Here is a 24,315-nt window from a genome sequence, read left to right as displayed (position 1 = left end):
GGCACCGCCCGGCCCACCCTCCCCCCGCCCCTGACCTGGAAGGTCCGAACTCCCCATGCCCGAGCTGGTGTTCTTCTCCGGAACGATGGACTGCGGAAAGAGCACCCTGGCTCTGCAAATCACCCACAACCGCTCCGCCCGCGGTCTGCAGGGCGTGATCTTCACCCGGCAGGACCGGGCCGGTGAGGGGAAGCTCTCCTCCCGGCTGGGGCTGGTGACGGACGCGGTCGAGGTCACCGACGGGATGGACGTGTACGCGTACCTCGTGGGGGAGCTGTCGGCGGGCGGCCGGGCGGACTACGTGATCGTGGACGAGGCGCAGTTCCTGACCCCGGACCAGATCGACCAGCTGGCGCGGATCGTGGACGACCTCGACATGGACGTCTTCGCCTTCGGTATCACCACGGACTTCCGCACGAAGCTCTTCCCCGGCTCGCAGCGGCTGATCGAGCTGGCGGACCGTCTCGAACAGCTCCAGGTGGAGGCCCTGTGCTGGTGCGGGGCCCGCGCCACGCACAACGCCCGTACGGTGGACGGGGAGATGGTCGTCGAGGGCGCCCAGGTCGTCGTCGGCGACGTGAACCGCCCGGCGGGGGAGATCGGCTACGAGGTCCTCTGCCGCCGCCACCACCGCCGCCGCATGACCTCTGCCGCCGCCCACGCCGGCGCCCTCTCCCCGGACGTCCTCCCGGTGGGCCGCGCCTGACCGTCCTCCTCGGCGCCCGGTCGTGCGGTCCCGGGCGGAGCCGTCAGGGGGCCGGCGGCGTGGCCGGCGGGGCGGGGACCAGGCCGTCGGCCACCAGGCCCGCCATGACCGCCCGGCCCAGGGCGTGGACCGCGGACTGGGGGCGGACCATCACCGTGAACTCCTTGATCCGGCCCTGCTCGTCGAACTGCAGCAGGTCGATGCCGTGGATCTGCCGGCCGTCCACCTCGGCCCGGAACGGCAGGATCACCGACGGGGCCTCCTCGCCGTCGGCACTGGTCTCGGCGGCGCCGTCCAGCCGGCCCAGGTAGCGCAGGTCCTCGAACACCCGTGCGAGCACGCCGAAGAGGCCCAGCACCATCTCCCTGCCCTCGAAGGGCGTGAACTTCACCGGGCTGTACAGGCGGACGTCCTCGGTGAACAGGTCCTCCAGCGCGCTCACATCGCTCTTTTCCACGGCGGCGCGGAAGCGTTCGGCAGTCTCCATGAGCCCTCCTCGGGCGAGCACTCACTCACTCAGTACTCAAGAATATGACTAGTCACTTTTTTGAGTATGATGCCGGGGAGGACGACGGAACGGAAGGGGGTGCCGCGATGGCATTGAGACACGCGGTGCTGGCGGCGCTGCTCGACGGCGAGTACAGCGGATACCAGCTGGCGAAGGCCTTCGACGTGGGCGTGGCGAACTTCTGGCACGCCCTCCCGCAGCAGCTGTACGCCGAGCTCGCCAAGCTGGAGAAGGACGGGCTGGTCGCCGGCCGCCAGGTCGTCCAGGAGAACCGGCCCAACAAACGCCTGTTCCGCGTCACCGACGCCGGCCGCGCCGAGCTGGAGGAGTTCGCCGCCACGCCGTCGAAGCCCTCCTTCATCCGCGACGACCTGCTGGTCAAGGTGCAGACCGCCGACCGCATCGGCACCGCCGCCGTGATCGCGCAGCTCGAAGAGCGCGCCACCGCGTCGGCGGCCAAGATCGAGCTGCTCACGGGGCTGCTGCGCGGGATGCGCGGGGACCGGGACGAAGCGGAGTACCTGATCCGGGGCGAGCGCGTCGGCGCCTACCTGACCGGCCTGCGCGGCCTGGCATTCGAGCGGGAACACCGGGACTGGTGCCTGCGCATCGCGGCCGTCCTCAAGGAGAGGGAGAACCCCCGTGCCACACGCTGAACCCCTGCGCTACGTCGCCCTCGGCGACAGCCAGACCGAAGGACTCGGGGACGGCGACGACTCCGTCGGCCTGCGCGGCTTCGCCGACCGGCTCGCCGGCCACCTCACGGCCGCCCACCCGGGCCTGCTCTACGCCAACCTCGCCGTCCGCGGGCGGCTCGCCGGCCAGGTCCGTACCGAACAGCTGGCCCCCGCCCTCGCCCTGCGCCCCGACGTGGCCACCGTCGTCGCCGGGGTCAACGACGTGCTCCGGCCCCGGTTCGACGCCGCCGCGACGGCCGCGCACCTGGAGGTGATGTTCGCCGCGCTCACGGCCGCCGGAGCCCGGGTCGCCACGGTGACCTTCCCCGACGTGGCCGAGGTGGCGCCGCTGGCCAAGCCGCTGCGTCCGCGCGTGCTCGACCTCAACGACCGCATCCGCGAGGCCGCCGCCCGGCACGGGGTCGCCGTGGCCGAAACCGGTCGGGTGCCCGCCGCCACCGACCCCCGGATGTGGAGCACCGACCGGCTCCACGCCAGCCCCCTCGGCCACGCGCGGATCGCCGCCGCCCTCGCCGAGGCGCTCGGCCTGCCGGGCAGCGACGACACCTGGACGCACCCGCTGCCGCCCCTGCCGCCGCGCGGCCCACTGCGCGACGCGGCGGCCGAACTCGCCTGGGCGGCCGGGTTCCTCGGCCCCTGGCTCGGCCGCCGGCTGCGCGGCCGTTCCTCCGGCGACGGCCGCACCGCCAAGCGCCCCGGCCCGCTCCCGCTCGAAGCCCCGGCGGCCTAGGGCCCTACGTCCCGGCGGTCGTACGGACGAGGGCGAAGACCGCGCCCTCCGGGTCGGCCACCACGCCCACCCGGCCGCGTACGCCGTCCCGCGGCGGGCCGACGACCCGGCCGCCCAGCCCGGCCACCCGCGCGGCGGCCGCGTCGGGGTCCGCCACCTCGAAGTAGGTCATCCAGTGCGGCCCCCGGTCGTGCGGCAGCGACCGGCCGACCCCGTGCACCGCTGCGACCGGACGGCCGTCCAGGCGCAGCGTCAGGTAGTCGAAGTCGGCGGACGCGTCGGGGTGTTCCTCCACCTCGTGCCCGAAGACGTGCTGGTAGAACTTGCCGACCGTCGAGGTGTCCTGGGTGACCAGCTCGTTCCACACCGGCGCCCCCGGTACCCCGTACCGCCGCGCTCCCGGATGCGCCCCGGCCTGCCAGATCCCGAAGATCGCACCCAGCGGGTCGGAGCAGATCGCCATCCGGCCCGCCGCCCCGGCGTCCAGCGGGCCGACCGCGACCGTCCCGCCGCAACAGCGGATCGCCTCCGCCGTGGCGTCCGCGTCGTCGGTGGCGAAGTACGTCGTCCAGGCCACCGGAAGGTGCCGGTCCGGCGGCATCTCGCCGATCCCCGCCACCTCCTGGCCGTCGAGGAGGGCCCGGACGTAGGGGCCGAGCTGGTTCGGGCCCGGCTCGTACTCCCAGCCGAAGAGGTCCGCGTAGAAGTCCTCGGTGTTCCCGAGTCCGTGCACCATCAGGCTCACCCAGCACGGTGTGCCGGGCGGGCGCTGTGAGGCCCCCGCTTCCGCCGTCATGTCAGCCGTCTCCTGCCGTCGTGTCCCGTTGCCCCGCTGATGCTTCCACCCCCCGGCACCCGGCGCCCCCCGACCGGGCCGGGTGGCCGGGGCCCGTGCAGAGATGACCGAATCACTGTGGGCCGCCGATGTCCGGCTCGTTACCCGGGTACCCCGTGGGGGGAGGAAGATGAGCCCATGACTGCGATCCTCTCCTCCTCCGAACTGATGAGCGAGATGGCCGGTTCCCGGCCGCCGGTGCTCCTGGACATCCGCTGGCAGCTGGGCGGCCTCGACCAGCGTCCCGCGTACGAGGCCGGGCACCTGCCCGGCGCGGTGTACGTCGACCTCGACCGCGAACTGGCAGGTCCGCCCGGGTCGGGCGGCCGCCATCCGCTGCCGGAACCGGAGGCCTTCGGGGCCGTGATGCGCCGCGCCGGGGTCCGCTCGGACACGCCGGTGGTCGTCTACGACGGCGGTCAGGGCTGGGCGGCCGCGCGCGCCTGGTGGCTGTTGGGCTGGACGGGTCACCCGGACGTGCGCGTGCTGGACGGGGGACTGGCCGCGTGGACGGCCGCGGGCGGTGAGGTCACGACCGACACGCCGACACCGGCAGAGGGCGATTTCAAGCCAAACCCTGGCGCGCGAGGACTGCTGGACGCGGACGGGGCGGCCGCGCTGGCCCGTACCGGACTGCTCCTCGACGCCCGGGCGGGCGAGCGCTACCGGGGCGAGGTGGAGCCCATCGACCGGGTGGGCGGGCACATCCCGGGCGCGGTGTCGGCCCCGACCACGGAGAACACCGGGGCGGACGGCCTGTTCCGGCCCGCGGCCGAACTGCGCGCCCGGTTCGCCGCGCTGGGCGCCTCGGACGCCGGCGAGGTGGGCGTGTACTGCGGTTCGGGGGTCTCCGGGGCGCACGAGGTCCTGGCCCTGGAGGTGGCGGGCTTCGACTCCGCCCTCTACGCGGGCAGCTGGTCACAGTGGTCCTCGGACCCGGAGCGGCCCGTGGCCACCGGCCCGAACCCGTAGCACGGCACGTCGCGGTGGCGCCCGCTCGGGGTGCCACCGCGACGGCCGCCGCTCACTCCTGCTTCTTGCGCCGGGTGCCGAAGACGATCTCGTCCCAGCTGGGCACCGCCGCGCGCCGCCCGGGGCGGACCCCGTCGGCCTCGGCCTGCCGGTCCGTCGTACCGGTGAGCCGTTCGCGGTGACCCGCGACCGTACGCGGCATCAGCACGTCCGCGTACGCCGCGCCGGCGCCGGCGGACGCCGCCGCGGCGGGCGGTTCCTCGGTCTCGGGCTCCTCGTCGGGGAGTTCGGCGCGCTCGGTCCGGTCCGGGACCACCAGGTCCCCGCGGAAGCTCGGAACCGCTTCCAGCAGGCTGGTCAGCGTGTCCCGTTCCTCCTCGGCTTCCGGTACGGGCGCGGGCCGGGCGTCGGGGCGCTCGATCTGCCGGTCGAGGGCCCGGTCCAGCGGCCGGTCCCGGGGCAGCCGGGCGATCCTCGGCACGAACGGGAAGCTCGGCTCCGGGGTCGACGGCAGGTCGTCCGACTCGCCGATCAGGGAGCGCGCCTCGTCGTCCACGGCCACGACCAGCCGGCGCGGCGGGTCGTAGGTCCAGCTCGCGGAGTGCGGTTCGGCGGCCACCCGGTAGACGAGCAGCACCTCCCAGGTGCCGTCGTCGCGGCGCCAGGAGTCCCACTGGACGGAGTCCTTGTCGGCCCCGCGCAGGGTGAGGCGTTCCTGTACGGCCTCGCCGAGCTGGGGCCCGGTGTTCTCGCCGGGGCGCCGTACGGGGGTCTTGCGGGCCCGCTCCGCCATGAAGGCGCGCTCGGCCAGGACGGGACCCTCGAAGCGGCGGACCCGGTCGACCGGGATGCCGGCGAGCTGAGCGACCTCCTCAGCGGAGGCACCGGCCCGTATGCGGGCCTGGATGTCGCGCGGGCGGAGGTGGCTCTCCACCTCGATCTCGATCTGGTTCAGGCGTGCGCGGTCATTGCGCACGGCAGCCCGCAGCCGCTCGTCGATCGGAAGCGTGTACTCCGTGCTGTCCGCAGCCTTGAGCACCAGTCGTGTTCCGTCATTCGAGACGGCCACGACACGCAGTTCGGGCATGGGGACCTCCCGGGTGGTGCCTGCCGACGTCACGTGCGTCGCTGCTTCCGCTAGTCGAGTGTGGCCTGCCCGGGTGCAGCCTGCCACAACCTTGCCGTGTTCAACCGGCGTGTCGGGCATGCGCCCTTGATCGACGTTATGGCACGGTTACCTGTTGGGCACGCACAGTGACCGGTTGGTTACTGTGCGCAGCAGGAGTCCGTGCGATACCGCGGCATCACCGGTCTTGAGCGCCGTTTTTCCATCAGCCGGCCCCCTCTCCCGGGTCCGGACATCCGTAAGGAAGGACGGCCCCAGGGCTCGCCACAGTACTCCATTCGGGCCACCTGGGTGGACCGCCGCGCCGCCGAAGTTGTCCGGCGCGGCGGGAGTTGGGCTGCCCGAAATCGGGCCCACCGCCGGGCCCACCTGCGGGCGCGTCCGTTTTCGGGTGTCTTGCTTCACAGAATCCCCAGAAACGGAACTATCCCTTTCGCCCAGCTGTCAGTAACTGCTGGAAGAGGAGAAGCGCGAGAGGCGGGACAGACCGGGGATGGCGATGGGTCAGAAGGCGGCGCGGGGAAGCGGAAGCGGACCGGAGGAGCCGAAGGTGAGCGGGGGTGGCGCGCTCGATCTGAGCGTGGCCCAGATCGCGGGCTCCTCCCTGGCGACCGTGGCGGCGGCCCTGCTCGCCTCCCAGCTGGGCGTGTACGGGACGATCCTCGGCGCCGGCGTGGTGAGCGTGGTCGCCACGGCGGGCGGCCCGGTCATCCAGCACGTCTTCCGGCGCACCGGCGACCAGTTGCGCGAGAGCGCCGCCCGGCCCCGGGCCCGCCGGGTGTCCGCGCCGGGCGCCGGGGACGCTCCGCAGGAGGCCCCGGCCCCGGGGGAGTTCGGCGAGGCGACCGTGCACGGCACGCGCGTACGGGGCTGGAGGCGTACCGCGGTGGCTTCCGGGGCCGCCTTCGCCCTGGCCATCGGCGGACTCGGGACGTACGAGGCCCTCGCCGGCACCTCGGTCAGCAAGGGCGGCGACACCCTGCTGTCGGCCGGCACCCGCAAGGCCCCCGACCACAAGCCGTCCCCGCCGCCGCGGGAGCGGCGGCAGGAGCGGGACGGCGGGGGCGCCGGGGAGCATGGCGGGAAGGACGGCGCCACCCCCGGCCCGGGGAGCTCGCCCAGCCCCTCGGCGTCCGACGGCTCCGGCGGCCGGAGCCCCAAGCCGGGCGCCTCGCCCTCCGGGGACCCGGAGCCGCCGGTGACGCCGAGCCCGCCGGCCTCCCCGGGCGGGACGACGCCCTCGAAGCCGGCCCCGTCGTCCGCCGGTGGTGCGAGCACGGGCGAGCAGGGCGGCGGCGCCCCCTGAACCGGCGCCCGGCTCAGTCCCCGAGGACGCGCCGCAGGTAGTCGTTGCCGAACAGCCGGTCCGGGTCCAGCCGGTCGCGCAGTGCGGTGAACTCCCCGAAGCGCGGGTAGACCCCGGCGAGGTACTCCGCGTCCCGGGTGTGCAGCTTGCCCCAGTGCGGCCGCCCGCCGTGCGCGGTGAAGACGCGCTCGGCGGCCGTGAAGTAGGCCTGGTACGGGGTGCCCTTGTACATGTGCACCGCGATGTAGGCGCTCTCCCGGCCGGACGCGGTGGACAGGGTGATGTCGTCGGCCGGGGCCGTGCGCACCTCCACCGGGAAGCTGATCCGCAGCCGGGACCGGTCGACCATCGCCTTGAGTTCCCGCAGCGCCCCGACCAGGTGCTCGCGCGGGAGGGCGTACTCCATCTCCACGAAGCGCACCCGGCGCGGGCTGGTGAACACCTTGTACGGGATGTTCGTGTAGGTGCGCGCCGACAGGGCGCGGCTGGCCACCCGGGCGATGGCGGGGACGGTCGCGGGCAGGGCCCGCCCCAGCGAGTTGACGGCCTGGAAGACCCCGTTGGACAGCAGTTCGTCCTCGATCCAGGCGCTGAGGGCGCCGGGCGGGGCGGCCGGACCCTGGCTGCGGTTGTTGCGCTTGGTGTTGCAATTGCCGGTGTGCGGGAACCAGTAGAACTCGAAGTGCTCGTTCTCCGCGACGTGCTGGTCGAACTCGGCGGTCACCCGGTCGAAGCCCATGGGCTCCTCACGGGCGGTCAGGAGGAAGAGCGGCTCGACCGCGAAGGTGAGCGAGGTGACGATGCCCAGGGCGCCGATGCCGAGCCGGGCGGCCGCGAAGATCTCCGGGTTCTCCTTCTCCGAGCAGGTCACGACCCGCCCGTCGGCCGTGACCAGCTCCAGGGCGCGGATCTGGGCCGCGAGGGAGGCCGAGTCGCGGCCCGTGCCGTGCGTTCCGGTGCTGGTGGCGCCGGACACCGTCTGCTCCATGATGTCGCCCATGTTGGTGAGCGAGAGGCCCTGGGCGGCCAGCGCCCGGTTGAGGTCCTTCAGAACCGTGCCGGCCGCCACCGTGACGGTCCCGGCGGCCCGGTCGACCGAGCGGATCCCGCTCAGGGCCTGCGGCCGTACGAGTACCCCGTCGGTCGCCGCCGCCGCGGTGAAGGAGTGGCCGGTGCCCACCGCCTTCACCCGCAGCCCCTGCTCGGCGGCCCGGCGGACGGCCTCCTGGAGTTCCCCGACCGAGGCCGGGCTGACCACGCGCGCGGGCGTGGCGCTCACGTTCCCCGCCCAGTTACGCCATGCGGTCGGCCGGTGTTCCTGCGCTGCTGTCCCCGTCGCCATCGGTGGAAGGCTCCTCCCCTTGCGCCGGCCTCGTCAGCCGGCGGTAACCCGCGAACGCCACCGCCGCCGCGGCGGTTCCCGCCGCGACCGAGACGACGTACCCGCGCTGGGCGCCGGCCGCGTCGATGACGAGGCCGGCCACGGAGGAGCCGACCGCCACGCCGACCGCCAGGCCGGTGCTGATCCAGGTCATGCCCTCGGTGAGCTTCGCGCGTGGTACGTGCGCCTCGATCAGGGCCATCGTGGTGATCATCGTGGGAGCGATGGCGAGGCCCGAGACGAAGAGCGCCACGGCCAGAAACGGAAGGTTCCCGGCCAGTAGGAGGGGGATCATACTCACGGCCATCGCGCAGATGCCCAGTACCCACCTGCGTTCCGTCCGGCCCTTGAGATGGAGCAGGCCGAAGACGATGCCGGCCAGGCAGGATCCGGCCGCCCAAATGGCCAGGATGAAGCTGGCCGAGGACTTGTTCCCCTGCTCCTCGGCGAAGGCCAGGGTGGACACGTCGATGGAGCCGAAGATCGCGCCGGTCGCCACGAACGTGGCCGTCAGCACCTGGAGGCCGGGGGAGCGCAGCGCGGAGCGGCGCCCGGCGCTCTCGTCGCGCGGGTGCGGCGCGGGCTCGGTGGCGCGCTGCGCGGTGAGCAGCCAGACGCCGACCAGCAGGCACAGGGCCGCGATCAGCGGTCCGGCCTCGGGGAACCAGGTGGTGGAGAGGCCAATGGCGAGGATCGGGCCGAAGATGAAGCAGACCTCGTCCACCACGGACTCGAAGGAGTACGCGGTGTGCAGTTCGCGGGGGGAGTCGCGGTAGAGGACGGTCCAGCGGGCGCGCACCATCGAGCCGACGCTCGGGACGCAGCCGGCGACGGCGGCGCAGACGAAGAGGGTCCAGTCGGGCAGGCCGTTCGCGGCGGCCAGCAGCAGCCCCGCGACCGCGGCGACGGAGATCAGCGTCGCGGGGCGCAGGACCCGCCGCTGTCCGTACTGGTCCACCAGGCGGGAGACCTGGGGGCCGACGACGGCGGCCGCGAGGGCCAGGGTGCCGGTGAGCGCGCTGGCCATCGCGTACCGGCCGGTGATCTCCGAGATCATGGTCAGGATGCCGACGCCCACCATGGAGATCGGCAGCCGGCCTATGAGGCCGGCGGCGCTGAACCCCTTGGTGCCGGGGGCCGCGAAGATCGCGCGATAGGGACTGGGCAAGGTGTCTCCGTAAGGGACGTCATCGGCCCATACAGGTTACGGCCGCCGACACGGCACCCGCACGGGGACCGGCCGGGACGCATCCGTCCCGGCCGCTCAACTTAGGGTCACCTTACCGGCGGCGCGGCCGCGGCGTGGGCCGGGTGGTTCTCCCCGGCGGCGCGCCGGGTGGCAGGATTCGAGGCATGTCAGACCAGCTCCGTGCCCCCGACGCGCCCGTGGCCGAAGGCCTCGCCGCCCCCTACGACGCCCTGCTGCTGCTGTCCTTCGGCGGCCCCGAGGGACCCGACGACGTCGTGCCGTTCCTGGAGAACGTCACGCGCGGACGCGGGATCCCGCGCGAGCGGCTCAAGGAGGTCGGGCAGCACTACTTCGGCTTCGGCGGGGTCAGCCCGATCAACGCGCAGAACCGCGAGCTGCTGGCGGCGCTGCGCGAGGACTTCGCCGCGCACGGGCTGGACCTGCCGGTGTACTGGGGCAACCGGAACTGGGCCCCGTATCTGACCGACGTGCTGCGGGAGATGGCCGCCGACGGCCGGCGCCGTATCGCCGTCCTCGCCACCAGCGCCTACGCCTCCTACTCGGGCTGCCGCCAGTACCGGGAGAACCTCGCCGACGCGCTGGCCGCCCTCGAAGCGGAGGGCGTGGCCGAACTGCCCCGGGTGGACAAGCTGCGGCACTACTTCAACCACCCCGGCTTCGTGGGGCCCATGACCGACGGGGTGCTCACCGCCCTGGCCGGGCTCCCCGACGTCGTGCGCGACGGGGCGCACCTGGTCTTCACCACCCACTCCATCCCGACCGCCGCCGCCGACACCTCCGGCCCGGCCGGGGAGCACGGCGACGGCGGCGCCTACGTCAGGCAGCACCTCGACGTGGCCCGGGTGATCACCGAGGCCGTCCGCGCGCGGACGGGCGCCGAGCTGCCCTGGGAGCTCGTCTACCAGTCCCGCAGCGGCGCCCCGCACATCCCCTGGCTGGAGCCGGACATCTGCGACCACCTGGAGGCCCTGCACGCCGCGGGCGCGCCCGCGGCCGTGATGGTGCCGATCGGTTTCGTCTCCGACCACATGGAGGTCCTGTACGACCTCGACACCGAGGCCGTCGCCAAGGCGGCCGAACTCGGCCTGCCCGTCGCCCGGTCGGCGACGGTCGGCGCGGACCCCCGCTTCGCCGCGGCCGTACGCGACCTCGTGCTGGAGCGGGCCGCCGCCGAACGCGGCGAGAGCGTCGAGCGGTGCGCGCTCGGGCTGCTCGGACCCAGCCACGACCTCTGCGCGGTGGGCTGCTGCCCGGCGCGCACGCCCCGGCCCGCGGCCGCGGGCGCCGACAGTCCGTACGCGTAGGGAGTGCCACCGTGATCTCGGAAGAACTGAAGGCCGAACTGCTGGACGTGGGCCTGGAGGCCGCCCGGCGGGCCGGGGAGCTGCTGCGCGACGGCCGCCCCGCGGACCTGGCGGTGGCGGCGACCAAGTCCAGCCCGATCGACGTGGTGACCGAGATGGACATCGCGGCCGAGAAGCTGATCACCGGGATCCTCGCCGAACGGCGGCCCGACGACGGGCTGTTGGGCGAGGAGGGCGCGGACGTCGCCGGCAGCAGCGGGGTGCGCTGGGTCGTCGACCCGCTGGACGGCACCGTGAACTACCTCTACGGGCTGCCCAGCTGGGGCGTGTCCATCGCCGCCGAGTACCGGGGCGAGACGGTGGCCGGGGTGGTGGCGGCCCCGATGCGCGGGGAGACGTACCACGCGGTCCTCGGCGGCGGGGCCTGGCTCGGCGGGGTCCGGCTCGGCTGCCGGGCGGCGGCGCCGCTGGACCGGGCGCTGATCGGCACCGGGTTCGCGTACGTGCAGACCCGGCGGGCCCACCAGGCCGAGGTCGCCCGGCGGATCATCCCGCTGGTGCGCGACATCCGGCGCGGTGGATCGGCGGCGCTCGACCTGTGCGACGTGGCCGCCGGGCGCCTCGACGGGTACTACGAGCGCGGGCTGAACCCCTGGGACCTGGCCGCGGGCGAGCTGATCGCCCGTGAGGCGGGGGCCCGTACGGGCGGGCGGCCCGGCGAGCCGGCCTCGGGGGAGCTGGCCCTGGCGGCCTCCCCGGCGGTCTTCGCCTCGCTCCAGCCGCTGCTGGAGGAGACCGGCGCCTGGCACGACTGACCGCCGCCCCGCCCGCGGGGGCCCGGACATCAGAACGGACCCCGGCCGCCTGGAAGGCGGCCGGGGTCCGGACGGACGGGCTGGGGTCGGGTGCCGAGGGGGTCAGGCGGCGGTCACGGGCACGCCGTGTTCCGCGGCGAGCCGCTGGAGGTCTTCCAGCTCGGCCTGTTCCACATCCGCGAGGTAGTCGTCGCCCGTCTCACGGGCCTTGCTGAGGTCCGACTGCGTGGCTTTGATGCGTTGCAGGAGACCCGCGGTGAATGCGTCCATGATGGTTCGCCCCCTCTTCGTGGGCCGGCGGCGGAGGGCACGGAGCCATCCGTCGTCCAGGGAGTGGAGTGGTCGGGGTGTGGTGACGTCATCCCCGGCGCCCAGGTCCCAGAAACCTCGTGAGGCGAGAGAATCCTCACCTCCACGCCCTCCACACCTCCCGCGGGGGCCCGAAGGGGCGCCTTACAGCCGGTTTACGGCGGAAACCGGCAGGATGGAGGCGCAATACACGTGTGCCCTTCTGGGCTCGAAGGAAGGAAACGACGTGCGCGTACTCGTCGTCGAGGACGAGCAGCTGCTCGCCGATGCGGTGGCCACCGGCCTGCGCCGGGAGGCCATGGCCGTGGACGTCGTGTACGACGGCGCCGCGGCCCTGGAGCGCGTCGGGGTGAACGACTACGACGTGGTCGTGCTCGACCGGGACCTTCCGCTGGTCCACGGGGACGACGTCTGTCGGCGGATCATCGAGCTCGGCATGCCCACCCGGGTGCTCATGCTGACCGCCTCGGGCGATGTGAGCGACCGGGTCGAGGGCCTGGAGCTGGGGGCGGACGACTACCTGCCCAAGCCCTTCGCGTTCACCGAGCTGACCGCCCGCGTCCGGGCGCTGGGACGGCGCACGACCGTGGCCCTGCCGCCCGTGCTGGAGCGGGCCGGGATCAAGCTGGACCCCAACCGGCGCGAGGTGTTCCGGGAGGGCCGGGAGGTGCAGCTGGCGCCGAAGGAGTTCGCGGTGCTGGAGGTCCTCATGCGCAGCGAGGGAACCGTCGTCTCGGCCGAGCAGCTGCTGGAGAAGGCCTGGGACGAGAACACCGACCCCTTCACGAACGTGGTCCGGGTGACCGTGATGACCCTGCGCCGCAAGCTCGGCGAGCCGCCCGTCATCGTGACGGTGCCCGGCTCCGGATACCGGATCTGACCGGGTGGCCGCGACCCCGGCGCCACCGGCCGCGCCACCGAAACCGACCTGGGACCCCGGCCAGCCCGAGGGTCCCTTCCCGTGGCTGAGGCCGACCATCCGGATACGCCTCACCCTGCTCTACGGCGGCATGTTCCTGATCGCCGGGATCCTGCTGCTGTCGATCATCTACCTGCTGGCCGCGCAGGCGCTGCGGGAGGGCAACGCGCTCCCGTTCAAGATCGTCGGCGGCCAGAAGGTCGAGGTCTCCAGCACCACCTGTTCCGGGGTGGGCATCGACCAGTCCATCGACCAGTTCAACGCCGCGATCGGACAGTGCATCCTCGACCAGCGCAAGCACGCGCTGGACGACCTGCTGCGCCGCTCCCTGATGGCCCTGCTGGGCCTCAGCGTCATCGCCTTCGCCTTCGGCTACGCGATGGCCGGCCGGGTGCTCTCGCCGCTGGGCAAGATCACCCGTACCGCCCGCCGGGTGGTCGGCTCCGACCTGACCCGGCGGATCGAGCTGGACGGGCCGGACGACGAGCTGAAGGAGCTGGCCGACACCTTCGACGAGATGCTGGACCGGCTGGAGCGGGCCTTCACGGCCCAGCAGCGCTTCGTGGCCAACGCCTCGCACGAGCTGCGGACCCCGCTGGCCATCAACCGGACGCTGCTGGAGGTGCACCTGTCGGACCCCGGTGCCCCGGTGGAGCTCCAGCAGCTCGGCAAGACGCTGCTGGCCACCAACGAGCGCAGCGAGCAGCTGGTCGAAGGCCTGCTGCTGCTGGCCCGCAGCGAGAACCAGATCGTCGAACGCAAGCCGGTCGACCTGGCCGAGGTCGCCTCGCGGGCCATCGACCAGGCGCGCGGGGAGGCCGTGGCGAAGGGCGTGGAGATCCGCGGCGAGCGGGCGCTGGCCGTGGTCCAGGGCAACGGCGTCCTGCTGGAGCGGATCGCCCTCAACCTGGTCCAGAACGCCGTCCGGTACAACGTGCCGGAGGACGGCTGGGTGGAGGTCACGACCGAGGTCCAGCACGGCCAGGCGGTGCTCCTGGTGTCGAACACCGGTCCGGTGGTTCCCGCGTACGAGGTGGACAACCTCTTCGAGCCCTTCAGGCGGCTGCGTACGGAGCGAACGGGCAGCGACAAGGGGGTGGGGCTCGGCCTGTCCATCGCGCGCTCCGTGGCGCGCGCCCACGGCGGCCGCATCCTCGCGACGCCTCGCGAGGGCGGTGGCCTCGTGATGCGTGTCACGTTGCCCCTCTGATCCCACCCGTCCCGCGTTCGCTGTCAGCGGAATAGCCGAGGCGGGTGCAGGATGGTACCTGTGTGATCGATCACATGGCCGGGTGTCCGGCCCTGTGCGTTCCGTGACCCCGGGACGGCCGGAAAGCCCGGGAAGTCCGGGTTTCCGGCCCCCGGGATGGCGGGAAATACACCGGGTGGCGTTTGTGCAAGACGGTCCCCGGACCGTGTACGGTCCCGGTCGTCATCCCAGCTACAAGCCCCTTCGGGCGTGCGGCTGGGTGTCGATTGAGTAACAGACCTTGATGTGAGGCAAAATCTCCGCCTCAGGTCGGGCACAAGTCCGGCCTCTCGCGCGTTACGTGCGCTGAGACACCGCTAAATCCCAGAGGGGGAGAGCGAAAACATGGCAACGGACTACGACACCCCACGCAAGACCGACGATGACGTCGACAACGACAGCATCGAGGAGCTGAAGGCCCGGCGCAGCGAGAAGTCCTCTTCGAACGTCGACGTCGAGGACTTCGACGGCGCCGAGAGCCTGGAGCTCCCCGGCGCGGACCTCTCCAACGAGGAACTGGCCGTCCGGGTGCTCCCCAAGCAGGCCGATGAGTTCACCTGCATGAGCTGCTTCCTGGTGCACCACCGCAGCCAGCTGGCCCGCGAGAAGAACGGTCAGCCGATCTGCCGCGACTGCGACTGAGGCCGCGGCCGTGACCGGCTCGACGCCCTTCCGGAAACGACGCTTCCGGAAATCCGGCGGTCAGGCGGAGACGCAGGCGGCCACGGGCCCGGCAACGGGCCCCGGTGCCTCCGGCGCCTCGGCCGCCGACGCCACCGGCCTGCCCTCGGGCGCCGCTGAAGTGGTGCCCTCGGCCACCGCGGCCGGCGAGGGGTCCCGGGACCAGCCCGGGGCGAGCCGGATGCAAGCCGTCAGGAACGGTGTGCGCAGGGGCGGCGATAGCGCGAAGGCCGCCGCCCTGTACGTCGCCGACCGCATCATCGAGAACGCACCGCGCGTTCCGGTTCGGGACCTCGCGACCCTGCGCGCGCAGTTCCCGGGCCTCGACCCCGATCAGCTGGCCGACAAGCTGATCGCCGGCGCCGCCCATGCCACGTCGACCGTCGGCGCGGGCATCGGCGCCGCGGCGATGCTGCCGGTTCCGCCCGCGATGCCGGCGGAGCTGGCCGCGGAGATCACCGCGGTGGCCGCAATCGAGCTCAAGCTCGTCGCCGAACTCCACGAGGTCTACGGGCAGCGGCCGCCCGGCACCCTGAAGGAACGCGGCCTCGCCGTCCTCACGGCATGGACCGAGGAACGCGGGATCGACCTGACCAAGCCGACGACGCTGAACGCGGCGCTCGGCGGGCAGATGAGGCGCGAACTGCGCCAGCAGATCATGAAGCGGACGTTCCGCAACCTGCCCAACCTGATGCCGTTCATGGTGGGCGCCGCCGTAGGAGCGGCCATGAACCGCCGCGACACCCGCAAAGTGGCCGAGAAGGTGCGTGGTGACCTGCGGCGCCGGGCCGTGCCCTGGGACGCCCTGCCCGCACCGGCGCCCCTTGACACCCCCGCCACGGCCCTTCCCGGGGCCGGCCGGGCCGCACTGGAGAGCCCCGAGCGCGAGGACGACTGAGGCCGGCCGAGCGGGCCGGGCCGGCCCGGACCCTCAGGCTCCGGCCGGGGTGTCCTTCGCCGCCCGGATCGCCGCCGCCAGGGCTCGGGGCTCGCGGGTGGAGACGTAGACGTACGGGGTGGGGTCGGCCGGGTCCGTCACCTCGACCCGCACCGCGGTGGTCACGTAGCTGCGCATCAGCATGAAGGCGCGCATGTCGGCCTTGTACGTGCGCCAGGCGCGGGCCTCCTCCCCCTCCAGCACCTCGGGCTCGCCCAGCGCGGAGACCGGGATCCGGGCGTCGCCCGCGGCGAGGGAGCCGTTCACCACACGCACGCGCGCGGAACCGTACGAACTCACCAGCATCCCCGCCAGCACGCTGCCGCCCACCAGCCCCAGCAGCGGCGGCAGGGCGCCCAGCGGCAGCAGCGTCAGGGCGCACCCCACACCGGTCAATGCCGCGATGCCCCACCAGGAGCGGGGGGCGGACAGGCGTTCGTCGTGGTGCGCGGGGGAGAGCTGCATACCCGCAAGCCTGCCACGAGGCGACCGGCGGGTAGCCGCGCGGGTAAGGTCTGCGGCTGTGAGTGGACGAAACACAGCGTTGACGCCCCCGGCCGATGCCGTCGCACCGGTCCGGCACCCCGACGCCCCGGCACCCGGCGAGCTCCTCGGTGCGCACTACGGACACTGTTTCGGCTGCGGCGAGGGACAGCCGCACGGCCTCCACCTCGAGGCCCGCGCGGGCGAGGGCGTACGCGTCACCGCCGAGTTCACCGTCAAGCCCGCTCACCAGGGCGCGCCCGGGCTGGCCCACGGCGGCGTCCTGGCCACCGCGCTGGACGAGACGCTCGGCTCCCTGAACTGGCTGCTGCGGCTGATCGCGGTCACCGGCCGACTGGAGACCGACTTCGTACGGCCCGTGCCCGTGGACACCGTGCTGTATCTGGAGGCCGAGGTCACCGCCGTCGCCGGGCGGAAGATCTACTCCAGGGCCGTCGGCAGGATAGGCGGCCCGCAGGGACCGGTGGCCGTACGCGCCGAGGCCCTGTTCATCGAGGTGAAGGTCGACCACTTCATCGACAACGGTCGGCCCGAGGAGATCCGGGCGGCGATGTCCGACCCGGACCAGGTCAGGCGCGCACGCGCCTTCGAGGTGAACCCCTGATGCCCCAGAACAACCACGCGCCCCGCCATGACGTCGACGTGCTGATCCGTCGCGTCGACCCCGAGGTGCCCCTGCCCGCCTACGGTCACCCCGGCGACGCCGGCTGCGACCTGGTGACCACCGAGGCCGCCGAACTGGCGCCCGGCGAGCGGGCCGTCCTGCCCACCGGGATCTCCATCGCGCTGCCCGACGGGTACGCCGCCTTCGTGCATCCGCGCTCGGGCCTGGCCGCCCGCTGCGGGCTCGCGCTCGTGAATGCCCCGGGGACGGTGGATGCCGGGTACCGTGGGGAGATCAAGGTGATCGTGGTCAATCTCGACCCGCGCGAGAGCGTCCGGTTCGAGCGTTTCGACCGCATCGCCCAGCTGGTTGTCCAGCGGGTCGAGAAGGTGCGCTTCCACGAGGTGGAGGAGCTGCCCGGCTCGGCCCGGGCCGACGGGGGGTTCGGCTCCACCGGCGGCCATGCGGCCGTGGCCGGATCGGGCGCTGGTCAGCAGGGTGGGAATGGCTACGCTTCGGTCGTAACCGACCGGGAAGGACAGTGACGTGTTCGGACGTCGCAAGAAGAACGACTCCGTCAAGGACGGCGGCGCGGCCGAGCAGGTCGACGGCGTGCGCGCCGACGAGCCGGACGACGCCGACGGACTCGACTCCGCCGGGCCGCGCAGGCTGAACCTGCCTCCGGCCCCGCGGCCCGACGGCCCGTGGGACGTCTCCGAAGTGCCCGGAAACCCGGCCGAGGGCCGGGTCGACCTGGGCGGCATCCTCGTACCCGGTGTCGAGGGCATGGAGCTGCGCGTGGAGGTCGCCGGGGACGCGATCGTCGCCGCGACCGTGGTCCTCGGGGACAGCGCCGTGCAGCTGCAGGCCTTCGCCGCGCCCAAGAAGGAGGGCATCTGGGGCGAGGTCCGCGAGGAGATCGCCTCGGGCATCACCCAGCAGGGCGGCATCATCGACGAGGTCGAGGGTCCGCTGGGCTGGGAGCTGCGCGCGCAGGTCCCCGTCCCGCTGCCCGACGGCCAGACCGGCGCCCAGCTGGTCCGCTTCGTCGGTGTCGACGGCCCGCGCTGGTTCCTGCGCGGCGTGATCTCCGGCCAGGGCGCGGTGCGCCCGGAGTCGGCCGGAGTACTGGAGCAGATCTTCCGGGAGACCGTCGTCCTGCGGGGCGACGGGCCGATGGCCCCGCGTGACCCCATCGTCCTGAAGCTGCCGAACGACGCCCAGATGGTGCCGGACGGCGTGCAGACGGCCGAGGAGCAGGAGGGCTCCCGCTTCGGCGGCGGCATGGGCCAGCTGGAGCGCGGCCCGGAGATCACCGAGGTCCGCTGAACCGCGGCCTCATCGAGGCATCGCATCGCACATGGGGCCGGTGGGCCCCGTACCGCTCGGGTACGGGGCCCACCGGCTTTTTCCGGGCCGTGCCGGGCGGCGGACGGCCGGGGACGGCCGGGGCGGGGCGTCAGGGATGCGTCAGGGATGGGCCCGGGGCGGCCCATCGGTGCGTGAACCGCGCCGGCGTCCCCGAGAATGAGCGCATGGGACGCGGCAGGCTAAGGATCTATCTCGGCGCGGCGCCCGGTGTGGGCAAGACGTACGCGATGCTGTCGGAGGCCCACCGCCGGGTGGAGCGCGGCACCGACTGCGTCGTGGGCTTCGTCGAGCACCACGGGCGCCCGCGCACCGAGGTGATGCTGCACGGTCTCGAACAGGTGCCGCGCGCGGAGCTGACGTACCGGGGCGCCGGCTTCACCGAGATGGACGTGGACGCCGTACTGGCGCGCCGCCCGGCGGTGGCGCTGGTGGACGAGCTCGCGCACACCAACGTGCCCGGTTCGCGCAACGCCAAGCGCTGGCAGGACGTGGAGGAGCTGCTCCGGGCCGGGATCGACGTGGTGTCCACCGTCAACATCCAGCACCTGGAGTCGCTCGGCGACGTGGTCGAGTCGATCACCGGGGTGCGCCAGCGCGAGACGGTGCCGGACGAGGTGGTCCGCCGGGCCGACCAGATCGAGCTGGTCGACATGTCCCCGCAGGCGCTGCGGCGGCGGATGGCCCACGGCAACATCTACCGGCCCGACAAGGTCGACGCGGCGCTGTCCAACCACTTCCGGCCCGGCAACCTCACGGCGCTGCGCGAGCTGGCCCTGCTGTGGGTCGCCGACCGGGCCGACGAGTACCTCCAGCAGTACCGGGGCGAGCACGGCATCCGCTCCACCTGGCAGGCGCGCGAGCGCATCGTCGTCGGGCTGACCGGGGGGCCCGAGGGGCGCACCCTCATCCGCCGGGCCTCGCGGATGGCCGCCAAGGGCTCCGGCAGCGAGATCCTCGCCGTGTACATCGCCCGCAGCGACGGACTCACCTCGGCCTCGCCGAAGGAACTCGCGGTCCAGCGGACCCTGGTCGAAGACCTGGGAGGAACGTTTCACCATGTGATCGGGGACAACGTCCCCGAAGCCCTCCTGGAATTCGCCCGCGGGGTCAACGCCACCCAGATCGTGCTCGGCTCCAGCCGCCGCAAGACCTGGCAGTACGTCCTGGGCCCCGGCGTGGGCGCCACCGTCGCCCGCGACTCGGGCCCCGACCTCGACGTGCACATCGTCACCCACGGGGAGGTGGCCCGGGGGCGCGGGCTGCCCGTGGTCCGCACCGCCGCCCGGCTCGGCCGGCCCCGGATCCTGGCCGGCTGGACCGTCGGCGTGGTCCTCCCGGCCCTGCTGTGCCTGCTGCTGACGCACATCACCGCCGATCCCGGCCTCGCCAACGACATGCTGCTCTTCCTGGCCCTGACCGTGGCCGCCGCACTGCTCGGCGGGCTCTGGCCGGCCCTGGCCGCCGCGGCCTTCGGATCGCTGCTGCTGAACTACTTCTTCGCCCCGCCGCTGCACCGGTTCACCATCTCCGACCCGAGGAACATCATGGCGATCGCCGTGTTCTTCGGGGTCGCGGTCTCGGTGGCCTCGGTGGTGGACCTCGCGGCCCGGCGCACCCACCAGGCCGCCCGGCTGCGCGCGGAGTCCGAGATCCTCTCCTTCCTGGCCGGGAGCGTGCTGCGCGGCGAGACCGCCCTGGACGCGCTGCTGGAGCGGGTGCGCGAGACCTTCGCCATGGAGTCGGTGGCCCTGCTGGAGCGCGCCGGGGACGTGGAGCCCTGGACCCCGGCCGGCAGCGTCGGCCCGCACCCGGCCGCCCGGCCCGAGGACGCCGATGTGGACATGCCGATCGGCGACCACATGGCGCTGGCCCTGTCCGGGCGGGTGCTGCCGGCCGAGGACCGCCGGGTGCTCGGCGCCTTCGCCGCCCAGGCCGCCGTCGTACTCGACCGCCAGCGGCTGGTCGGGGAGGCCGAGGGGGCCCGGCGGCTGGCCGAGGGCAACCGGATCCGCACCGCGCTGCTCGCCGCCGTCAGCCACGACCTGCGCACCCCGCTGGCCTCCATCAAGGCATCCGTCAGCTCCCTGCGCTCCGCCGACGTGGAATGGTCCGAGGAGGACCGGGCGGAGCTGCTGGAGGGGATCGAGGACGGCGCCGACCGGCTGGACCACCTGGTGGGGAACCTGCTGGACATGTCCCGGCTGCAGACCGGCACCGTGACACCGCTGATCCGGGAGATCGACCTGGACGAGGTGGTCCCGATGGCGCTGGGCGGCGTACCGGAGGACAGCGTGGTGCTGGACGTCCCGGAGAGCCTGCCCATGGTGGCGGTCGACCCGGGGCTGCTGGAGCGGGCCGTGGCCAATGTGGTGGAGAACGCCGTCAAGTACAGCCCGCGCGGGGAGCCGGTGCTCGTCGCGGCCAGCTTCCTCGGCGACCGGGTCGAGGTGCGGGTCGTCGACCGCGGTCCCGGGGTGCCGGACGCGGCCAAGGACCGGATCTTCGCCCCCTTCCAGCGCCACGGCGACGCCCCGCGCGGCGCCGGGGTCGGCCTCGGCCTCGCGGTGGCCCGGGGCTTCGCCGAGGCCATGGACGGCACCCTGGCCGCCGAGGACACCCCCGGCGGCGGCCTGACGATGGTGCTCACCCTGCGCGCGGCGCGCGCGCTGCCCGCCCCGGATCCGACGGGAGCCGGGGAACACCTGGAACGACAGAAAGCAGGACCCCGATGACCCGGGTGCTCGTGGTGGACGACGAACCGCAGATCGTCCGGGCCCTCGTGATCAACCTCAAGGCGCGCAGGTACGAGGTCGACGCCGCCGCCGACGGCGCGCAGGCCCTGGAGCTCGCCGCGGCCCGCCACCCCGACGTGGTGGTCCTCGACCTCGGCCTGCCCGACATGGACGGCGTCGAGGTGATCAGGGGGCTGCGCGGCTGGACCCGGGTGCCGATCCTGGTCCTCTCCGCCCGGCACAGCTCCGACGAGAAGGTCGAGGCGCTCGACGCGGGCGCCGACGACTACGTCACCAAGCCCTTCGGCATGGACGAGCTGCTGGCCCGGCTGCGGGCCGCCGTGCGCCGCGCCGAGCCGGCCGGCGGGGCGGGCGGGGAGGAGGTCACGGTGGAGACCGAGGGGTTCACGGTGGACCTCGCGGCCAAGAAGGCGGTGCGCGAGGGACGCGACGTACGGCTGACGCCCACGGAGTGGCACCTGCTGGAGGTGCTGGTGCGCAACGGCGGCAAACTCGTCAGCCAGCGGCAGCTGCTCCAGGAGGTCTGGGGGCCCTCGTACGGCACGGAGACCAACTACCTGCGGGTCTACATGGCGCAGCTGCGGCGCAAGCTGGAGGCAAACCCCTCGCACCCGCGCCACTTCATCACCGAACCGGGCATGGGATACCGCTTCGAGAGGTAGCCCGGGCGCCGGTAGGCTTCCCGTATGAGTGCTGAACCGCGTCCCGAGAAGCCCGTGAAACCGGCCAGGCCGGCGGGCCGGTTCCGCCGGATGATAGAGCGGCTGTCGACCTCCCAGGAAGACCTGCATTCGGCGGAGCTGCAGGAGGACGCAGAAGCCGCGGGGTGCACGCGGATCTGCGACTCCCACGACCGCCAGATAGTCAAGGTCACCGGCACCCTGCGCACCGTGACCCTGCGCCCCCGGGCGGGCGTCCCCGCCCTGGAGGCGGAGCTCTTCGACGGATCGGCCGGACTCGACGTGGTCTGGCTCGGACGTCGCTCGATCGTGGGAATCGAGCCCGGGCGCCGCATGATCGCCTCCGGGCGGATCTCGATGAGTCATGGCCGCCGGGTGCTCTTCAACCCGAAGTACGAACTCCGACCGCTCGGACAGGAGCACTAACCGGTGACGTCATTCGACCGACCGTCCGGCCCGGATCCCGGCGCCGCACCCACCGACGACCAGAAGGCCGTCACGCAGGCGGCGCTCTTCGACGCCTTCGGCGGGATCCGGGGCACCGTGGAGACGATGCTCCCCGGCCTGCTCTTCGTGATGATCTACACGATCAACAAGGACGTGACGTCCTCGGCGATCGCGGCGGGGGCGCTCGCCGTCCTGCTGGTGATCGTCCGGCTGCTGCGCAAGGACACCGTCAAGCACGCCTTCAGCGGGGTCTTCGGCGTGGGCGTGGGCGTGGCCTTCGCCCTGTTCACGGGCAGCGCCAAGGGCTTCTACCTGCCCGGCATGATCTACGGCGCCGGACTGGGCGTCGCCTTCACCCTGTCGGCGCTCGTGGGCTTCCCGCTGCTGGGCGTGATCCTGGGGCCGGTGTTCAAGGAGAACCTGTCCTGGCGCACCCGCAACCCGGGGCGCAAGAAGGCGTACACCAAGGCCAGCCTGGCCTGGGGCCTCATCTTCCTCGCCAAGTACGCGATCCTCTTCCCGCTGTACTGGTGGGGCGACGCGACGCAGCTGGGCTGGGTGCTGATCGCGCTGAAGCTGCCGCCGATGGTGCTGGCCGTGTACTTCACCTGGGTCTTCCTGGCGAAGGCGCCGCCGCCGATCGACGTCATCGCCGAGTACGAGGCCGAGGAGGCCGCCGAGAAGGCGGCCAAGGCCGCGGCCGCCGCGGCGGCGCGGGAACGCGGGCTCTGAGCGGGGGCGGCTCCGTAGGACGGGAGGCTCCGCATACGGGAAAGGGGCGGGGCGACCGGATGGTCGCCCCGCCCCTTCGCCGTACGCGGTGCGGTCGCGGTCAGTGACCGGCCTGGAGGAGGTCCTCCAGCTGCTCCTCACGGGCCTGCGCGGCCACGAAGAGGAGCTCGTCGCCCGGCTCCAGGGTCTCCTCGCCGTGCGGGGTGAGCACCCGGTTGCCGCGGATGATCGTGACGAGCGAGGTGTCCTCGGGCCAGGTGATCTCGCTGATCTGGGTGCCGGCGACCGGGGAGTCGGCGGGCAGGGTCAGCTCGACGAGGTTGGCGTCGCCGTGGCTGAAGCGCAGCAGCCGCACCAGGTCGCCGACGCTGACGGCCTCCTCGACCAGGGCCGACATCAGGCGCGGCGTGGACACGGCCACGTCGACGCCCCAGGACTCGTTGAAGAGCCACTCGTTCTTCGGGTTGTTGACCCGCGCCACGACCCGGGGGACCCCGTACTCGGTCTTGGCGAGGAGGGAGACGACCAGGTTGACCTTGTCGTCACCGGTGGCGGCGATGACCACGTTGCAGCGCTGCAGCGCGGCCTCGTCGAGCGAGGTGATCTCACAGGCGTCGGCCAGCAGCCATTCGGCCTGCGGGACCCGCTCCACCGAGATGGCGGTCGGCGCCTTGTCCACGAGGAGCACCTCGTGGCCGTTCTCCAGCAGCTCGCCCGCGATGGAGCGGCCCACGGCGCCGGCTCCGGCGATCGCGACCCTCATGCGTGTGCCTCCTCGGGCCCCTGGGCGAAGGCCGCCTCGACCTTGTCGATCTCGTCCGTCCGCATCATCACGTGGACCAGGTCGCCCTCCTGGAGGACGGTCTGCGAAGTCGGCAGCGTGGCCTCACCCAGACGGGTGAGGAACGCGACACGGACCCCGGTCTCGTCCTGGAGCCGGCTCACCTTGTGACCGATCCAGGCGGCGGAGGTGTGCACCTCCGCGAGCTGTACGCCGCCGCTCGGGTCGCGCCACAGCGGCTCCGCGCCCGAGGGCAGCAGCCGGCGCAGCATCTGGTCGGCGGTCCACCGTACGGTCGCCACGGTGGGGATGCCGAGACGCTGGTAGACCTCGGCGCGCTTGGGGTCGTAGATGCGGGCGGCGACGTTCTCGACGCCGAACATCTCGCGGGCCACGCGGGCGGCGATGATGTTGGAATTGTCACCACTGCTGACGGCCGCGAAGGCACCCGCCTCCTCGATGCCGGCCTCCCGCAGGGTGTCCTGGTCGAAGCCGACCCCGGTGACGCGACGGCCGCCGAAGGACGCCCCCAGCCGGCGGAATGCGGTGGGGTCCTGGTCGACGACCGCGACCGTGTGCCCCTGCTGTTCCAGGGTCTGCGCGAGGGCGGAGCCCACTCTTCCGCAGCCCATAATGACGATGTGCACGGCCGTCCTTCCGGCTGACAGCGGCTCGCTGGTTTCCAGCCTCATTGCATGCTCTGGCTAAACAGGGTCTCAGACCATGGCCCAAGCTACACACGGGCGGTCACCAGTGT

27 protein-coding genes are annotated in these 24,315 nt (G+C 73.0%); 18 read left to right on the top strand and 9 right to left on the bottom strand.

The features are described from left to right. Positions 1 to 55: 55 nt before the first annotated feature. Entirely contained in the window at positions 56 to 706 is a 651-nt protein-coding gene (locus ACZ6ZT_RS13165) for a thymidine kinase (protein ID WP_469718848.1), read from the top strand. A gap of 43 nt (positions 707 to 749) precedes the next feature. Here the strand turns inward: ACZ6ZT_RS13165 and ACZ6ZT_RS13160 are convergent, their stop codons facing one another. Beyond that, a complete protein-coding gene (locus ACZ6ZT_RS13160; RefSeq protein WP_469718846.1) occupies positions 750 to 1,193 on the bottom strand; it encodes a nuclear transport factor 2 family protein in 444 nt (147 codons plus the stop codon). A gap of 107 nt (positions 1,194 to 1,300) precedes the next feature. Here ACZ6ZT_RS13160 and ACZ6ZT_RS13155 point away from each other — a divergent pair, with 107 nt between their 5' ends. Both ACZ6ZT_RS13155 and ACZ6ZT_RS13150 read left to right on the top strand, forming a co-directional pair. Further along, positions 1,301 to 1,870 carry a PadR family transcriptional regulator gene (locus ACZ6ZT_RS13155; RefSeq protein ID WP_469718844.1) on the top strand — a complete coding sequence of 190 codons (570 nt, stop codon included), beginning with the start codon at positions 1,301 to 1,303 and terminating at the stop codon, positions 1,868 to 1,870. Beyond that, entirely contained in the window at positions 1,857 to 2,642 is a 786-nt protein-coding gene (locus ACZ6ZT_RS13150; RefSeq protein ID WP_469718842.1) for an SGNH/GDSL hydrolase family protein, read from the top strand. The genes ACZ6ZT_RS13155 and ACZ6ZT_RS13150 overlap by 14 nt, the downstream gene beginning before the upstream one ends. Before the next feature lie 4 nt (positions 2,643 to 2,646). Here ACZ6ZT_RS13150 and ACZ6ZT_RS13145 read toward each other — a convergent pair whose 3' ends face one another. Continuing rightward, positions 2,647 to 3,438, bottom strand: coding sequence for a VOC family protein (locus tag ACZ6ZT_RS13145; protein ID WP_469718840.1), 792 nt, complete (start codon positions 3,436 to 3,438; stop codon positions 2,647 to 2,649). Positions 3,439 to 3,615: 177 nt separating this feature from the next. On the opposite strand from ACZ6ZT_RS13145, the gene ACZ6ZT_RS13140 reads away from it, so the two are divergent. Continuing rightward, positions 3,616 to 4,449 (top strand): sulfurtransferase, encoded by an 834-nt coding sequence (locus ACZ6ZT_RS13140; RefSeq protein ID WP_469718839.1) that lies wholly within the window; start codon positions 3,616 to 3,618, stop codon positions 4,447 to 4,449. A gap of 52 nt (positions 4,450 to 4,501) precedes the next feature. On the opposite strand, the gene sepH is transcribed toward ACZ6ZT_RS13140, so the two are convergent. Beyond that, positions 4,502 to 5,569 (bottom strand): septation protein SepH, encoded by a 1,068-nt coding sequence (gene sepH / locus ACZ6ZT_RS13135; protein ID WP_469718837.1) that lies wholly within the window; start codon positions 5,567 to 5,569, stop codon positions 4,502 to 4,504. A 556-nt stretch (positions 5,570 to 6,125) separates the two neighbouring features. Here sepH and ACZ6ZT_RS13130 point away from each other — a divergent pair. After that, positions 6,126 to 6,881, top strand: coding sequence for a hypothetical protein (locus tag ACZ6ZT_RS13130; RefSeq protein WP_469718835.1), 756 nt, complete (start codon positions 6,126 to 6,128; stop codon positions 6,879 to 6,881). 13 nt (positions 6,882 to 6,894) lie between these two features. On the opposite strand, the gene ACZ6ZT_RS13125 is transcribed toward ACZ6ZT_RS13130, so the two are convergent. Continuing rightward, entirely contained in the window at positions 6,895 to 8,223 is a 1,329-nt protein-coding gene (locus tag ACZ6ZT_RS13125) for a D-arabinono-1,4-lactone oxidase (RefSeq protein ID WP_469718833.1), read from the bottom strand. Next, a complete protein-coding gene (locus ACZ6ZT_RS13120) occupies positions 8,174 to 9,430 on the bottom strand; it encodes an MFS transporter (protein WP_469718831.1) in 1,257 nt (418 codons plus the stop codon). The genes ACZ6ZT_RS13125 and ACZ6ZT_RS13120 overlap by 50 nt, the downstream gene beginning before the upstream one ends. Positions 9,431 to 9,615: 185 nt before the next feature. Here ACZ6ZT_RS13120 and ACZ6ZT_RS13115 point away from each other — a divergent pair, with 185 nt between their 5' ends. Together ACZ6ZT_RS13115 and ACZ6ZT_RS13110 are read left to right on the top strand one after the other, a co-directional pair. Then, positions 9,616 to 10,776: a ferrochelatase gene (locus tag ACZ6ZT_RS13115; RefSeq protein ID WP_469718829.1), complete on the top strand. Its 1,161-nt coding sequence runs from the start codon at positions 9,616 to 9,618 to the stop codon at positions 10,774 to 10,776. An 11-nt stretch (positions 10,777 to 10,787) separates the two neighbouring features. Beyond that, positions 10,788 to 11,591, top strand: coding sequence for an inositol monophosphatase family protein (locus ACZ6ZT_RS13110; RefSeq protein ID WP_469718828.1), 804 nt, complete (start codon positions 10,788 to 10,790; stop codon positions 11,589 to 11,591). Between the two features lie 102 nt (positions 11,592 to 11,693). Here ACZ6ZT_RS13110 and ACZ6ZT_RS13105 read toward each other — a convergent pair whose 3' ends face one another. After that, a complete protein-coding gene (locus ACZ6ZT_RS13105; protein ID WP_361599620.1) occupies positions 11,694 to 11,861 on the bottom strand; it encodes a hypothetical protein in 168 nt (55 codons plus the stop codon). Between the two features lie 265 nt (positions 11,862 to 12,126). On the opposite strand from ACZ6ZT_RS13105, the gene ACZ6ZT_RS13100 reads away from it, so the two are divergent. The 4 genes from ACZ6ZT_RS13100 (at position 12,127) to ACZ6ZT_RS13085 (ending at position 15,647) form a co-directional block, all read left to right on the top strand. Next, complete coding sequence (locus tag ACZ6ZT_RS13100) at positions 12,127 to 12,780, top strand: response regulator transcription factor (RefSeq protein WP_266573503.1); 654 nt, start codon at positions 12,127 to 12,129, stop codon at positions 12,778 to 12,780. A gap of 4 nt (positions 12,781 to 12,784) precedes the next feature. Continuing rightward, positions 12,785 to 14,029, top strand: a complete 1,245-nt coding sequence (locus tag ACZ6ZT_RS13095; protein ID WP_469718823.1) for a sensor histidine kinase — start codon at positions 12,785 to 12,787, stop codon at positions 14,027 to 14,029. Between the two features lie 384 nt (positions 14,030 to 14,413). Further along, positions 14,414 to 14,710, top strand: coding sequence for a DUF4193 domain-containing protein (locus tag ACZ6ZT_RS13090; RefSeq protein WP_030235196.1), 297 nt, complete (start codon positions 14,414 to 14,416; stop codon positions 14,708 to 14,710). Positions 14,711 to 14,720: 10 nt separating this feature from the next. Further along, positions 14,721 to 15,647 (top strand): hypothetical protein, encoded by a 927-nt coding sequence (locus ACZ6ZT_RS13085; RefSeq protein WP_469718819.1) that lies wholly within the window; start codon positions 14,721 to 14,723, stop codon positions 15,645 to 15,647. Between the two features lie 33 nt (positions 15,648 to 15,680). Here ACZ6ZT_RS13085 and ACZ6ZT_RS13080 read toward each other — a convergent pair whose 3' ends face one another. Then, a complete protein-coding gene (locus tag ACZ6ZT_RS13080) occupies positions 15,681 to 16,151 on the bottom strand; it encodes a DUF3093 domain-containing protein (protein WP_469718817.1) in 471 nt (156 codons plus the stop codon). Positions 16,152 to 16,209: 58 nt separating this feature from the next. On the opposite strand from ACZ6ZT_RS13080, the gene ACZ6ZT_RS13075 reads away from it, so the two are divergent. From ACZ6ZT_RS13075 to ACZ6ZT_RS13045, 7 genes are all read left to right on the top strand, one after another. After that, on the top strand, positions 16,210 to 16,794 hold the full coding sequence (locus tag ACZ6ZT_RS13075; protein WP_469718815.1) for a PaaI family thioesterase: 585 nt from the start codon (positions 16,210 to 16,212) through the stop codon (positions 16,792 to 16,794). Next, entirely contained in the window at positions 16,794 to 17,339 is a 546-nt protein-coding gene (gene dut, locus ACZ6ZT_RS13070; protein WP_469718813.1) for a dUTP diphosphatase, read from the top strand. The genes ACZ6ZT_RS13075 and dut overlap by 1 nt, the downstream gene beginning before the upstream one ends. 1 nt (position 17,340) lies before the next feature. Further along, a complete protein-coding gene (locus tag ACZ6ZT_RS13065) occupies positions 17,341 to 18,123 on the top strand; it encodes a DUF3710 domain-containing protein (RefSeq protein ID WP_469718812.1) in 783 nt (260 codons plus the stop codon). Between the two features lie 206 nt (positions 18,124 to 18,329). Beyond that, the gene (locus tag ACZ6ZT_RS13060) at positions 18,330 to 20,897 is read left to right on the top strand and encodes a DUF4118 domain-containing protein (protein ID WP_469718810.1); all 2,568 of its coding nucleotides are present in this window, start codon (positions 18,330 to 18,332) and stop codon (positions 20,895 to 20,897) included. After that, on the top strand, positions 20,894 to 21,580 hold the full coding sequence (locus ACZ6ZT_RS13055; RefSeq protein ID WP_469718809.1) for a response regulator: 687 nt from the start codon (positions 20,894 to 20,896) through the stop codon (positions 21,578 to 21,580). Before ACZ6ZT_RS13060 ends, ACZ6ZT_RS13055 begins: the two co-directional genes overlap by 4 nt. 24 nt (positions 21,581 to 21,604) lie before the next feature. Further along, positions 21,605 to 22,024, top strand: a complete 420-nt coding sequence (locus tag ACZ6ZT_RS13050; RefSeq protein WP_469718806.1) for an OB-fold nucleic acid binding domain-containing protein — start codon at positions 21,605 to 21,607, stop codon at positions 22,022 to 22,024. 3 nt (positions 22,025 to 22,027) lie between these two features. After that, positions 22,028 to 22,777, top strand: a complete 750-nt coding sequence (locus ACZ6ZT_RS13045) for a DUF3159 domain-containing protein (RefSeq protein ID WP_469718805.1) — start codon at positions 22,028 to 22,030, stop codon at positions 22,775 to 22,777. A 100-nt stretch (positions 22,778 to 22,877) separates the two neighbouring features. Here ACZ6ZT_RS13045 and ACZ6ZT_RS13040 read toward each other — a convergent pair whose 3' ends face one another. Further along, entirely contained in the window at positions 22,878 to 23,540 is a 663-nt protein-coding gene (locus tag ACZ6ZT_RS13040; RefSeq protein WP_266573493.1) for a potassium channel family protein, read from the bottom strand. Next, a complete protein-coding gene (locus ACZ6ZT_RS13035; protein ID WP_469718802.1) occupies positions 23,537 to 24,205 on the bottom strand; it encodes a potassium channel family protein in 669 nt (222 codons plus the stop codon). Before ACZ6ZT_RS13035 ends, ACZ6ZT_RS13040 begins: the two co-directional genes overlap by 4 nt. Between the last annotated feature and the right edge of the window lie 110 nt (positions 24,206 to 24,315).

This window comes from Streptomyces sp. NPDC102258 (assembly GCF_055584685.1).
The sequence above is the reverse complement of the archived record's forward strand: the minus strand, read 5'-3'. Positions and strand labels throughout refer to the sequence as shown.

Bases quoted from the DNA above. Each gene is read 5' to 3' on its own strand.
- ACZ6ZT_RS13125 (WP_469718833.1), bottom strand. From the start codon at position 8,223: ATGGCGACGGGGACAGCAGCGCAGGAACACCGGCCGACCGCATGGCGT.
- dut (WP_469718813.1), top strand. From the start codon at position 16,794: ATGCCCCAGAACAACCACGCGCCCCGCCATGACGTCGACGTGCTGATC.
- ACZ6ZT_RS13155 (WP_469718844.1), top strand. From the start codon at position 1,301: ATGGCATTGAGACACGCGGTGCTGGCGGCGCTGCTCGACGGCGAGTAC.
- ACZ6ZT_RS13140 (WP_469718839.1), top strand. From the start codon at position 3,616: ATGACTGCGATCCTCTCCTCCTCCGAACTGATGAGCGAGATGGCCGGT.
- ACZ6ZT_RS13050 (WP_469718806.1), top strand. From the start codon at position 21,605: ATGAGTGCTGAACCGCGTCCCGAGAAGCCCGTGAAACCGGCCAGGCCG.
- ACZ6ZT_RS13055 (WP_469718809.1), top strand. From the start codon at position 20,894: ATGACCCGGGTGCTCGTGGTGGACGACGAACCGCAGATCGTCCGGGCC.
- ACZ6ZT_RS13060 (WP_469718810.1), top strand. From the start codon at position 18,330: ATGGGACGCGGCAGGCTAAGGATCTATCTCGGCGCGGCGCCCGGTGTG.
- ACZ6ZT_RS13145 (WP_469718840.1), bottom strand. From the start codon at position 3,438: ATGACGGCGGAAGCGGGGGCCTCACAGCGCCCGCCCGGCACACCGTGC.
- ACZ6ZT_RS13165 (WP_469718848.1), top strand. From the start codon at position 56: ATGCCCGAGCTGGTGTTCTTCTCCGGAACGATGGACTGCGGAAAGAGC.
- ACZ6ZT_RS13115 (WP_469718829.1), top strand. From the start codon at position 9,616: ATGTCAGACCAGCTCCGTGCCCCCGACGCGCCCGTGGCCGAAGGCCTC.
- ACZ6ZT_RS13080 (WP_469718817.1), bottom strand. From the start codon at position 16,151: ATGCAGCTCTCCCCCGCGCACCACGACGAACGCCTGTCCGCCCCCCGC.
- ACZ6ZT_RS13105 (WP_361599620.1), bottom strand. From the start codon at position 11,861: ATGGACGCATTCACCGCGGGTCTCCTGCAACGCATCAAAGCCACGCAG.
- ACZ6ZT_RS13090 (WP_030235196.1), top strand. From the start codon at position 14,414: ATGGCAACGGACTACGACACCCCACGCAAGACCGACGATGACGTCGAC.
- ACZ6ZT_RS13160 (WP_469718846.1), bottom strand. From the start codon at position 1,193: ATGGAGACTGCCGAACGCTTCCGCGCCGCCGTGGAAAAGAGCGATGTG.
- ACZ6ZT_RS13040 (WP_266573493.1), bottom strand. From the start codon at position 23,540: ATGAGGGTCGCGATCGCCGGAGCCGGCGCCGTGGGCCGCTCCATCGCG.